The organism is Clostridium fessum (assembly GCF_027698965.1).
Classification (GTDB): domain Bacteria; phylum Bacillota; class Clostridia; order Lachnospirales; family Lachnospiraceae; genus Otoolea; species Otoolea fessa.
Genome location: NZ_JAQEQF010000010.1, coordinates 86203 through 97825, shown reverse-complemented (window position 1 = coordinate 97825; position 11623 = coordinate 86203). Strand labels below are relative to the sequence as shown.

Genomic DNA, 11623 nt, shown 5'->3' with positions numbered 1-11623 from the left:
TTTGCTATTACTCACCACCTGAAGAGGTGGGAGTCTTCTCGACTGAGATAAAAAGGAGAGACCATATATGTGTACAGCCGCAACTTACAAAACCGCCGATTTCTACTTCGGCAGAACCTTAGATTATGAATTTTCTTACGGGGACGAAGTAACCGTCACACCTCGCAACTATCCACTTACTTTCCGCCACGCAAGCGCGGTTTCTACCCACTATGCCATCATCGGCATGGCACATGTGGCGGGGGATTATCCGCTTTATTATGATGCTTTTAATGAGAAGGGGCTTTGCATGGCGGGACTGAATTTCGTCGGCAATGCTTCCTACCAGAAGCCGCAGGAGGATCATGACAACATCGCACAGTTTGAGTTCATCCCCTGGATTCTCAGCCAGTGCGCGTCCGTGAAAGAGGCTCGCATCCGCCTCTCCCAGATGCTACTGACCGACACCCCATTCAACGAGCAGTTTGCCCCGGCGCAGCTTCACTGGATTCTTGCCGATAAAAATGAATGCATCGTCATCGAGCCGATGGCGGACGGGCTGCATATCTACGACAATCCGGTGGGTGTCCTGACAAACAATCCGCCGTTCCCGCAGCAGCTGTTCTCCCTCAACAATTACATGAACTTGTCCCCGAAGCAGCCGCAGAATACATTTTCTGCCGATCTGCCGCTTACAACCTACAGCCGCGGCATGGGCGCTCTCGGACTTCCGGGAGACCTCTCCTCCGCTTCCCGGTTTGCACGGGTCGCTTTTACAAAATCAAATGCCCGCTCCGGCGCATCCGAGCTAGAAAGTGTCAGCCAGTTTTTCCATATCCTAGGTTCGGTTGACCAGCAGCGCGGATGCTGCGAGGTCTCCGATGGAAAATATGAAATCACACTCTACACCTCCTGCTGCAACGCGGATAAGGGGATTTACTACTACACGACATATGAAAACCATCAGATCACGGCAGTGGATATGAACCGGGAGAACCTGGACGGGGAGACTCTTTCAAGATTTCCGCTGGTACAGGGGGAACAGATACGGTGGGAGAATTAGGACGAAGCATTTTCTTCTATCCTCTTCTTCACGCATGGCAGGCAGCCCACCGTATGAAGACTCCGGACACACGTTCCTATAAAGCAAAAAGCAGGGAGAGGAAATATTCCGCAAACATTTCCTCTCCCTGTTCAAGCCGAACGGCCGACATCAATAAACCGGATATACGTATTCATCCTCTGCCGCCTCTGCTTTTTCTACCTTCAAGACCTGAATCTCCATTCCTTTCTCTTCATCATAATGATAGGTTCCTGTGACTGTCACCCATTCATCCTGTGAAAGAGTTTCCGCCTGATCCCAGATACACAGCGGTCCGCAGGGCTGCAGATCTGCCACACAGCAGCTCATCAGCATACGGATCAAGCCAAACTGCCCCACTGTGAGTGTATCATCCCGGTAAACAGTTCCATGCATCTGGATTTCATATCCTTCGTACATCTCCGGATAATAGCTGAGCTGCACCAGCCACGGATAAAAACTGGCATCATCCACGACAATCCGCCTGTTTTCTGTATCCAGCCCAGGAGGCGTTTCGATCCTTTCTGAATCTTCCTGTGCTCCTGCTGTTTCATCTATATTGCCGCCCTGTGTTTCTTCTAGGGATTCTGTCCCGTCATCAGACGAGCCGGTATACATATCCGCTGCCTGTGTCACTGCCGCTTCACTCTCGCCAGACACAGCCTGCTTATCCGTCTTCTCATTCTGTCCGCTTTCTTCTCTCGGACGCCCCGCCTGTACCAGTCCCTGGCTGGAATAGGACATATTCCCCGATGCCCCCAGCGCCTGATATGGCAGCTGCAGCGCCATGAGTGGGATTAGAAGAACCAGCGTCCGGTTCAGATGCTGCCGGTATTCCGGTATCCCGGTCCGGGCAAAGCAGGAAAATGCCCAGACTGCCATTACCAGCGCCGCAAAATACAGATACCCTTTCATCCTGGGAGTCACAAAGAGAAGATACTGGCCTGTATACGCCATCCAGAAGAGTTTCAGTCCAAAGAGGAGGCTTATCACTGCCTCAATGAGTGCCCCCGGATTGATATAATGCCTTCTCATCCTGCCATTCCTCCTCCCAGAAGTCCTGCTGTAAGCACCACTCCAAAGCAGACTGCAAATACCGTAAGCGCCAGCCTGACAATAAACGATGCTTTAAAATATCCTCGCAGCATCATCACGTTTTTGATATCCATCATGGGTCCAAATACGAGAAATCCAAGAAGCGGAACCGTTGAAAAAGTTCCCGCCATGCTTCTCGCCACCACTGCATCCGAGGACGAGCACAGAGAAAGCAGAAATGCCAGCAGAATCGCCGCAAACAACGCCACCGGAAGGCAGGAAGCCCCCCATTCTTTTAAAACTCCCAGATTCACCGCCTGAAACAGGGTGGATACCGCAATTCCCACAACCAGATACCTGGCAACCGAGTAAAATTCCATGCGGGCATGCCACAAAAATTGTTCTGCCCTGCCCAGCCTTCCGCTTCTGCTCTCCCGATAGCAGCCACAGGTACAAAATGAAGTGTTTCCAGCTTCTCCTTTCAAATAATCCGTCGGTTTCCGGATGAAAAAGCTGGTGCCAATCAAAAAGGAACAGAGGATTCCCAGACCGGTCCGGTAAAAAACTGCCCGAAAACTCCCATTAAAAGCATAATACGTTGAAAGAAGTACAACGGGATTTACAATTGGTGCTGCCGTCATAAAACAGATGGCAGCCGGAAGCGGAACCCCTTTTTTCAGTAATCCTTGGAAAACAGGGATCGACGCACAGTCACACACCGGCAAAAAAAATCCGGCTCCAATTCCCATTCCCATCGCAAAGACCGGATTAGACGGAAATATCCGCTCCAGAACCCCTACCGGAATGAAGACCTGAATGGCCGAGGAAATCAGGACACCCAAGAGTAAAAATGGGACCGCCTGCAAAAACACTCCCATAAAAATAGTAAAATAGCGGATCAACGGCACGCCTCGCTGTTCTGCCAGTGCCACTACCATCAGTAAAAAACAGGCAAGCAGCGCAAAAGCGAGCCATTCTAACAGCGGGCTTCCCTTCTGTTTTCCCAATTCATCCAACAGGGCTTCTTTTGAATATTCCCAGACTTCTGTCGATGGCGCCAGTGCTTTGCACATATGCTCCAACTGCTTTACCGCGTTTTCATCTTCCGTATTTCTCAAGTAAATCACATCACTAGAAGCTACCTGTGAAATCGGACCTTCCCCGGTCTGTCCAAGCATCATTCCCGCCATTTCCACATCTGCCAGATACATTACCCTTTCGATATGAATCCTTCGTCGGAGCGCATTGGACAGGAGAAGTTTCTCCAGTGTTCCAAAACGTTCCATTCCGTTCCACTCCACCCAGATCTCTTCATAGCGGTGGATTTCAAGCTCCACCTCCACTCTGTCTGCTACCTCTTCCAGATGTGTCTCCAGCTCATCCCGATCCCAGCTCCGGATTTTCCAACTGCACCTCTCTGCCTCCTTTGTATCCAGTACCTCTTCTCCTTCTTCAAACTGAAAAATCAGTACATTCCGGCAATGTCTGAGACGAAGACTATTTTCTATCAGTTTCGTCTTTCCGCTGCCCAGAAACCCTTCTACGATATAAACCGGTGTTGTCATCGTCCCATCTCCTTTCCTTTGATTCCAAGAGCTGCCACAAAGCACGCGACTTCCAGAAGTACAATTGTACCACCCGGTTTTGTTCCCCAATAGTACGAGATAAACAATCCAAGAATCGTTGTCCCGACCGCTGCCAAAACAGACCACAGAACCGTCATCCGATAACTGTTTCCCATCTGCATTCCAAACGCTACCGGAACCACCAGCATCGAAGAAATAATTAAGGTTCCCACGGTTCTTGATGCGATCGATACGGTACATGCTGTTAAAACAGTAAATAGAAAATTCACCTTACGCACCGGAACTCCCGAGATTCTGGCTGCATTTTCATCAAATCCTATATAAAAAAGTTCCTTCCGAAATAAAATAAGAAGCAGCAGTACCGCTGCGCTGACAGCACATACCCCCAAAAGTTCCGCTGTGCTGATTGACACGATACTTCCAAACAAAAAGCTGTTAAAGTTAGCACTGTTTTTAACAAATCCGGACAATACTCCGGCAAGACCTATTCCAGCAGACATAACGATCGCAATCGCATTTTCTGAATACCGGGGAAGACGACGCCGAATCGCCTCAATTGCCAGCGCTGCCACCACACAGATACCGCCTGCTCCGGCTACCGGGTTGATTCCAAACAGCATTCCGATCGCTACCCCTGCTAAAGAAGCATGGGCCAGTGCATCTCCCACCATCGACATCCGTTTAAGTACTACCGTCATGCCAATCAGCGGCGTAATAACAGCCAGCAAAATTCCTACTAAAAATGCCCTCTGCATAAATCCATACTCGAAAATACTCATTTTTCCTCTACCCCTCCTTCTTCCATCTTAAAAAAGCGATTTGCTCCGGAAAATACAGCTTGATTTCCGTGGGTAATCAAAAAAATTGTCATCGCCCCTTCTTGATTTCTGCGTTTTAATACCGCTGCCAACTGCCGAAGGGACTCCTGATCCACTCCGACAGCCGGTTCGTCCAGAAGGAGAAGCTGAGGTTTGGAAATCAACACACGTGCCAACATAACCCGTTGCTGCTGGCCACCGGAAAGTTCCCCTATCCGCCGGTTTAACGCATCTTTCATTCCCATTTCTTCCAATGTCCGGCATATTCTTTCCTTTTTATCTTTAACAGCCCACTTTTTCCAGAATGGATGATACATTCCGGTTTCCATGATTTCCTCCACCGTTGCCGAGAAAAATGCGTTGCGGCTGGTTCCATTTTGCGGCATATAGCCGATGCGGATTCGATGAAGCGCTGCTGTCAAAGAATCACTTCCTGCTATCACAACCCTTCCTTTTGCCGACTCCAACTCTCCCGACAATACTTTCATCAATGTGCTTTTACCGCTTCCATTTTCCCCTGTCAGCACTGCATAATCGCCCTGCCGGATTGAAAAATTTAAATTATGTAACACTCTGCGGTTCCCATATTCAAATGAAAGATGATCTACATCCACTATCTTCATGCCCGCTCCCTTTTCTTTACTGATTCAGTGCTTCCACCAATGTCTCAAGATTTGATTCCATTACAGAAAAATAATCCGCCCCTGCTTTTAATTCCTCATCACTAAGCCCTTCTAATGGATTTAACATCTTTGTCTGCGCTCCGATTTCTTTTGCAATCGTTTCCGATATCTTCGGACTTACCAGCTCCTCAAAGAAGATGGTCTTAACCTGATGTTTTTTTGCAAAATCCACAATCTCCTTCATCCGGGCTGCATCCGGTTCTGAATCTGCGGATAATCCTTCGATTCCGCTCTGGTTTAAACCGTATGCCTGGCACAGATACCCAAATGCCTGATGTGCAGCTATCACATCCCGTGTTTTCACATCCGATAATTTTTCCTGATACTCTGCATCCAGATCATCCAGCTTCTTCGCATAGGTCTGGTAGTTTTTCTCATAATACTCCTGATGATCTGGATCCGCTGATACAAGTGCATCTTTTATATTTTCCATTTCCTTCTTCGCATTTTCCGGCGCTAACCACACATGGGGGTCATAGGTAATCTCTTCTGCATGCTCATCCTTCTCTCCGTTTTCTTCCTCCTCATGCTCTGAGCCTTCCAGCAGATCAATTCCCGTAGATGCTTCCACCGCAATCAGGTTTTTATTGTCCAGCGACGTAAGCACATCGGCAGCCCAGTGCTCCATTCCGGCTCCGTTGTATATAAAAATATCTGCCTCTTCCAACTTCTTGATGTCAGAAGCTGCCGGTTCCCAGTCATGAGGTTCCGTTCCCGCCGGCACCATATTCGTCACCTCCACCCGATCGCCGCCTATCTTTTGGGCAAAATCATACATCGGATAAAAGCTCGCCATGACCTTTAACTTGTCTCCATCGATGCTTATTACATCCGTCTCTGTTTCCCCGCTTCCGTCTTTCTCCTCCTGTTCGGTCTCTATATCGGACGATTCCACCGCCCTTCCGGCACAGCCCGTCATCCACACGAGTGCAGAGATTGCTATCATTCCCATAAACACACTTTTCTTTTTCATTCTGTCTGCTCCTTTCAGCTGTAGGTTATCGCATAGCATTTGCAGAAGCACCTGCCTGTCAACAGCAGGCTTTGTGTCTTCTGCTCTACACATTAATAAATGCAAGTAATTTGCGTTTATTAATATAGCACCTTTTTTTTACATCGTCAAGATTAATTTGCAAATGAGTTGCATTTTATTCTTATGCGGCTTGACGCTTCCTCCCTTCACCGCTAAAATAGGAGCTAACAGACAAAGGAGATATTGCCGTATGACTTCGATCCGAAAACCATATACAACCAAAACAAGGACTGAGATTCTCGAATACCTGAAAGAGCACGCTTCCAGCACGGTAAGCGTTGCCGATATACAAAATTATCTGAAAGAAAAACGGGCAGAAACCAATACTACCACCATTTACCGATTTTTAGACAAACTGTGCCGAGAGCACATCGTTATCAAATATCCAGATGCTGAAAATGACAAAGCCGTTTACCAATATGCCGGAGAAGGTGCCCACTGTATGGAGCATCTTCATCTTAAATGTACCCGCTGCGGACGCCTGTTTCACCTTGACTGCGATTTCATGGATGAACTCCGTCAGCATCTCCTAGAAGAGCATGGCTTTCTGCTCCAATGCAGCGGTGATCTGCTGCATGGCCTCTGCCAGGAATGCGCCGCCAAAGAAGGTTCTGAAAAAGAGCTTTAATGTTCCTGTATTTTTTAGTATACTGGTAGCATATGCACACGAATTTACCGGAAAACGGCCGTTTGAGGCGGATTTTCCCATTACCGCATATCAATATCTTTTGGAGGATTTTATCATGTCTGAAATCACAGGACGCAATGTCGGCAAAACCTGCCGCACTCATTACAAAGGAACCTTTAATGACGGAACACAGTTTGATTCTTCCTACGATCGTGGCGAACCCCTTGAGTTTGTCTGCGGTGCCGGTCAGATGATCAAAGGCTTCGATGCCGCTGTCGCTGATATGGAAGTAGGCGAGATGAAAGAGATTCACCTGATGCCGGAGGAAGCTTACGGCATGCCGGATCCGAACGCCATTCTGGAACTGGAGATCGCTAAACTGCCAGGTTCCGAGGAACTGGAAGTTGGACAGCAGGTATACTTAACCAACCAGATGGGACAGCCGTTCCCGGTCAAGGTTATCGCAAAGAATGAGGTAAATATCACGTTTGATGCCAATCATGAGATGGCTGGTAAGGAGCTTAACTTTAAGATTGAGCTGGTTGAAGTAAAATAACCGTAACACAACTGCCCTTACATTATAACAACACGCGCCGTCAGCGCCCATCCCGGGAGCTGGCGGTATTTTTTCTTGACAAATTCTCACTCCTCCACTATAATTACCCACGGTAATTATCACAAGTAACTATTTGATAAGGAGACTTTCCATATGACCATCGAAACAATCAAGCGGATGTTGGACGCCTGTTATCAGGGCAAACGAATCCGGGATATGCTTCCGCCGCTGCCGAAGGGAGTCACTTCCTCCTATATTCAATATCTGGATGTCATCCAGTCGCTGGAGCGAAACGGCATCCATGTAAAAATATCGGACATCAGCGATGCGCTGAACCTGCCTCGCCCAGGCGTGACCCGGACTGTCAAGGAGATGGAAGCGGGCGGTTATCTCCAAAAGAAAACCTCGCAGAACGACGGGCGTGTTACCTACATTTCCATCACCGAAGCGGGCAGGACGCTCTCACAGACGTATGACACCGAATACTTCAGCGCGCTCGCCCCGTCTTTAGACACCATTACTGAGGAGGACGCCCGCCAGATGATTCAGACGATGGAGACATTTTATCAGATTATGTGCAAACGGAGGGATTCCCATGAATAATGATAAAGCTGATTTTACACAGGGCAGTATCCTGAAAAAACTGATCGCTTTCATGATTCCGGTGCTCGGTGCACTGATTCTGCAGGCGGCATACGGCGCGGTCGATCTGCTGGTGGTTGGACGGTTCGGTTCGACCTCCGGTCTTTCCGCCGTTTCGACGGGCAGCCAGGTCTTAAACCTCGTCACCTTCGTCGTAATTCAGTTCGCTATGGGTATCACCGTTTTGATCGCCCGCTATCTCGGTGAAAAGAAACCGCAGCAGATCGGCGCAGTTGTCGGCGGAGCTTCGATTGTATTTACGATCATTTCCGCCGTTTTATTCGTCGTCATGGTCTTTTTTGCCCGCCCGATCGCCATTCTCATGCAGGCACCCGAGGCGGCGGTGGATCAGACCGCCAGCTACATCCGCATCTGCGGAGGCGGCATTTTCTTCATCGTCGCCTACAACCTGCTGTCCTCCATCTTCCGCGGGCTCGGTGACAGCCAGTCACCGCTTCTCTTTGTCCTGGTTGCCTGCATCGTCAATGTGATCGGCGACCTCGCACTGGTAGCTGGTCTTCATATGGACGCCGCCGGTGCCGCCATCGCGACCGTCTCCGCGCAGGCGCTCAGCGTTATTTTCGCGATTATTCTTTTAATTAAGAAAACTCTGCCATTTACGATCACCCGGCACGATTTCCGCTTCAACACCCAGTGTCCGAAATTTCTTTCCATCGGACTGCCGCTGGCGCTTCAGGAATTTTTAACCCAGCTTTCCTTCTTAGCCCTGTGCGCCTTTGTCAATCGACTGGGACTGGAAGCGTCCTCCGGTTACGGTGTAGCATGCAAAATCGTCAATTTCGCCATGCTTGTCCCGAGCGCCCTGATGCAGTCGATGGCTTCCTTCGTCTCCCAAAACGTGGGGGCAGGGAAAGTCAAACGTGCCAGGCACACCCTTTTTACGGGAATCGGCGTCGGTCTGTGCGTCGGCTGTATCGTCTTTACCCTGGTTCTCCTAAAAGGCGATGTCCTGTCCGGCTTCTTCTCGACGGATGCGGCGGTCATCCAGAACAGCTATGATTACCTGAAAGGATTCGCACTCGAGTCCATCGTGACCGCGGTTCTGTTCAGCATGATCGGATATTTCAACGGAAATAACCAGACACTTTGGGTTATGACACAGGGACTCATCCAGACACTTCTGGTGCGTCTCCCGCTAGCGTATTTCATGAGTATCCAGCCGGATGCCAGCCTGACCAAGATCGGTCTCGCAGCCCCCGTTTCTACGATCGTCGGCATTGTACTAAATATCGGATATTATATCTACTGGACCCGGAAACAGCAGCACCCGCCAGTAGAAGAAATCATATAAAAACACAGGAACTGCTCCGTAACAGGCAGGCACTTTCAGAGCGAAGGTGTCTGCCTGTTATCGTCACGGCACTTTCGGTTTCAAAAGTGCCTATCCTTGAATAATTGCGCTGTTCACAAAATCTTCACAGAAAATTAGCACTCACCTCTTGACAGTGCTAATTATGTGTGTTATATTACAGCTAGAACAAAGGAGAGGAACAAGGAAATGAGAACAAGCTTGTTGCCGCCGATGTTTTCACATAGATGTTAAGATGTTACTGGGCACGTATGCGTGAACAGTAACGTTAAGATAATACGAAAAGGAGAGATGACTTATGTATATGCCGAGTATTTTTAATAATAGTGTATTTGATAACTTTGATAACTGGATGGATTTTTCCTTCCCAAGCTTTAACCAGAGACTGTATGGTGCTTCCTCTTCCCAGCTGATGAAGACGGATGTCAAGGAAACCGATAAGGATTATGAAGTTTCCATCGACCTGCCGGGCTTTAAGAAAGAAGAGCTCCAGATTGAACTAAAAGATGGTTATCTGACCGTCAGCGGTTCGAAGGAAGTTTCTTCCACGGAAGAGCCGAAGGAAAATCAGAAGGATGCCAAAACCACAGAGTCGGATGCTTCCAAGAAAGATGATAAAGCCGAGCAGAAGCCGGTTAAATACATCCGTCAGGAACGTTACAGCGGAAACGTAAGCAGAAGCTTCTACGTCGGCGAGAACCTAGAGGAAAAGGATATCCATGCCAAATTTGAAAATGGCACTCTGACCCTGACCTTCCCGAAAGAGCTGAAAAAGAAAGCAGCTGAAGAGAAACATTTCGTTTCCATCGAAGGTTAATATAAAAACGGCTGTGGCTCACACCTGATAATATCAGCAGCCAGTTTAGAAGCTGTCGCAGGAATGCGGCAGCTTCTATCATACCCAATCTTTTATCATAACCTAAATAATTGAAACCTAAATCACTGCACATACGGAGGTGATAATCGATGGCAGAGAAAAGAGACTATTATGACATACTGGGGATAAAACGGGATGCCAGTGCGGAGACGATCAAAAAAGCATTCCGGAAACTTGCCAAAAAGTATCACCCGGATTCCAATGCCGGTAATCCCCAGGCAGAGCAGATGTTTAAGGATGTCAACGAAGCCTACTCCATCTTAAGTGATCCGGAGAAGCGAAAACTCTACGATCGCTTCGGTCACGCTGCGTTTGACCCGAACAGTGCCGCATACGGCACAACTGGCGGTTCCGGCGCTTCTGGAGATCCATTTGGCTCTGGCTTCGGCGGTGCCGGTCAAGGTGGTGCCTGGCATTACCAGAGTGGTCCGGGCGGTTACGCAGAGTACCATTTCACTGGGGATGACATGGGCGATATGGGTGACATTTTCGGAGATATGTTTGGCGGTATGTTCCGCGGCAAGAGTTCGGGTGGCAGCTCCCGCAGCCGCCATTTTACGGGCGGATCTGGGGCTAATTTTACCAGCGGTTCCGATTTTGGTGGTTCCAGCGCTCATTTTGGCGGCGGTTCTAGCTTCGGCGGCAGCCAGAGCTTTTACGGTGCTGGCTTTCAGGAGAAAGGTTCTGACCTCACGTCCGAAGTAACCGTAAGTTTCGATGAAGCAGTATCCGGCTGTGAGAAAATCATTACCCTGCAGAACCCACAGACCGGCAAGCGCCAGTCTTTACAGGTTCACATCCCAGCGGGCATCGATACCGGTAAATCTATCCGTCTGAAAGGAAAGGGCATGCCGGGAACGGGCGGCGGCGAGGCGGGCGATCTTCTTTTAAATATCACCGTCACCGCAAAACCGGGATGGGAGCGCAAGGAGATGGACGTTTACTCGACCGTCCGCATTCCGTTTACCACCGCAGTCTTCGGCGGTGAGGCGCTGGTTTCCACCCTGTACGGCAATGTCCTGTGCAAGATCGCAGCCGGGACGCAGTCGGGAACCAAGATTAAATTAAAGGGAAAAGGCGTTGTTTCCATGAAGAATCCGTCCATCCATGGTGATCAGTACGTGACAGTTCAGATCGATGTTCCGAACCATCTGACCCCTGAGGCAGAACAGAAACTTCGCGAATTTGAACACGCCTGTGGACTGGATAAAAATGGCCACGGCGGACATAACGGCAGGAGCGCAGCTTGACGGCTCCTGCCGTTTTTATCTCAGTCGAGAAGACTCCCACCTCTTCAGGTGGTAAGTAATAGCAAATTTGTCTCAGTGGGAGTTGGGTCTCCGACTGAGATAAACGCTCCGCGAGGATGCGCAGT

Annotated in this window: 12 protein-coding genes; 7 read left to right on the top strand and 5 right to left on the bottom strand. The window is 49.1% G+C overall.

All coding sequences use genetic code 11. The features are described from left to right. The first annotated feature begins 67 nt into the window (after nt 1-67). Nucleotides 68-1042 carry a choloylglycine hydrolase gene (gene bsh / locus PG862_RS12525; protein WP_118638433.1) on the top strand — a complete coding sequence of 325 codons (975 nt, stop codon included), beginning with the start codon at nt 68-70 and terminating at the stop codon, nt 1040-1042. Nucleotides 1043-1192: 150 nt separating this feature from the next. On the opposite strand, the gene PG862_RS12520 is transcribed toward bsh, so the two are convergent. The 5 genes from PG862_RS12520 to PG862_RS12500 are packed head-to-tail and all read right to left on the bottom strand — an operon-like array spanning nt 1193 to nt 6155. After that, nucleotides 1193-2095: a TIGR03943 family putative permease subunit gene (locus PG862_RS12520; RefSeq protein WP_118570674.1), complete on the bottom strand. Its 903-nt coding sequence runs from the start codon at nt 2093-2095 to the stop codon at nt 1193-1195. After that, complete coding sequence (locus PG862_RS12515) at nt 2092-3660, bottom strand: permease (protein ID WP_117796640.1); 1569 nt, start codon at nt 3658-3660, stop codon at nt 2092-2094. The genes PG862_RS12520 and PG862_RS12515 overlap by 4 nt, the downstream gene beginning before the upstream one ends. Further along, nucleotides 3657-4460, bottom strand: coding sequence for a metal ABC transporter permease (locus PG862_RS12510; RefSeq protein ID WP_117796639.1), 804 nt, complete (start codon nt 4458-4460; stop codon nt 3657-3659). The genes PG862_RS12515 and PG862_RS12510 overlap by 4 nt, the downstream gene beginning before the upstream one ends. Continuing rightward, nucleotides 4457-5122, bottom strand: a complete 666-nt coding sequence (locus PG862_RS12505; RefSeq protein WP_270707603.1) for a metal ABC transporter ATP-binding protein — start codon at nt 5120-5122, stop codon at nt 4457-4459. Before PG862_RS12505 ends, PG862_RS12510 begins: the two co-directional genes overlap by 4 nt. A gap of 16 nt (nt 5123-5138) precedes the next feature. After that, nucleotides 5139-6155 (bottom strand): metal ABC transporter substrate-binding protein, encoded by a 1017-nt coding sequence (locus PG862_RS12500; RefSeq protein WP_117796637.1) that lies wholly within the window; start codon nt 6153-6155, stop codon nt 5139-5141. A gap of 250 nt (nt 6156-6405) precedes the next feature. On the opposite strand from PG862_RS12500, the gene PG862_RS12495 reads away from it, so the two are divergent. From PG862_RS12495 to PG862_RS12470, 6 genes are all read left to right on the top strand, one after another. Further along, on the top strand, nt 6406-6843 hold the full coding sequence (locus PG862_RS12495; protein ID WP_117796636.1) for a Fur family transcriptional regulator: 438 nt from the start codon (nt 6406-6408) through the stop codon (nt 6841-6843). A gap of 115 nt (nt 6844-6958) precedes the next feature. Next, nucleotides 6959-7399: an FKBP-type peptidyl-prolyl cis-trans isomerase gene (locus PG862_RS12490; protein WP_117796635.1), complete on the top strand. Its 441-nt coding sequence runs from the start codon at nt 6959-6961 to the stop codon at nt 7397-7399. Between the two features lie 153 nt (nt 7400-7552). Beyond that, nucleotides 7553-8002 (top strand): MarR family winged helix-turn-helix transcriptional regulator, encoded by a 450-nt coding sequence (locus PG862_RS12485; protein ID WP_117796634.1) that lies wholly within the window; start codon nt 7553-7555, stop codon nt 8000-8002. Beyond that, entirely contained in the window at nt 7995-9353 is a 1359-nt protein-coding gene (locus PG862_RS12480) for an MATE family efflux transporter (protein WP_117796633.1), read from the top strand. Before PG862_RS12485 ends, PG862_RS12480 begins: the two co-directional genes overlap by 8 nt. 316 nt (nt 9354-9669) lie before the next feature. Then, nucleotides 9670-10188, top strand: coding sequence for an Hsp20/alpha crystallin family protein (locus tag PG862_RS12475; RefSeq protein ID WP_117796632.1), 519 nt, complete (start codon nt 9670-9672; stop codon nt 10186-10188). A gap of 149 nt (nt 10189-10337) precedes the next feature. Continuing rightward, complete coding sequence (locus tag PG862_RS12470) at nt 10338-11498, top strand: J domain-containing protein (protein ID WP_270707601.1); 1161 nt, start codon at nt 10338-10340, stop codon at nt 11496-11498. Nucleotides 11499-11623 lie beyond the last annotated feature (125 nt).